Origin of the sequence: Rhodopirellula sp. UBA1907, assembly GCF_002337565.1 — a bacterium.
Lineage (GTDB): Bacteria > Planctomycetota > Planctomycetia > Pirellulales > Pirellulaceae > Rhodopirellula > Rhodopirellula europaea.
This window is the reverse complement of the sequence record NZ_DDGH01000101.1, coordinates 35821-36096: the sequence shown is the minus strand read 5'-3', so window position 1 is coordinate 36096 and position 276 is coordinate 35821. Positions and strand designations below refer to the sequence as shown.

General features: G+C 46.0%; 1 pseudogene. It reads left to right on the top strand.

What is annotated here, in order from left to right:
- Positions 1–262, top strand: a pseudogene (locus tag B2R17_RS25040) (DNA helicase UvrB); the annotation flags it as partial.
- Positions 263–276 lie beyond the last annotated feature (14 nt).

Genomic DNA, 276 nt, shown 5'->3' with positions numbered 1-276 from the left:
ATGTGAAGAGATCGGCTACTGGTATGACACCGACCGAAAAATCGCATTGAAGTACTGCCCTGATTCAGCAGAACTCCGCGATCTGCTCGACGAAGTGGAGCAATTGCAAATCGAAATAGAGAATTTCGTATCCGACCAAAACTTTGAACAAGCCGCCAAAGTCTTTGACGACAAAATCATTTTGAAACAACGAATCGATGCAATTCTGTTCGAGACGACCGGCAAGCCGGATGATTCCGCTGACGATCCTGTGGAATCATGATTCTGATCGCCATT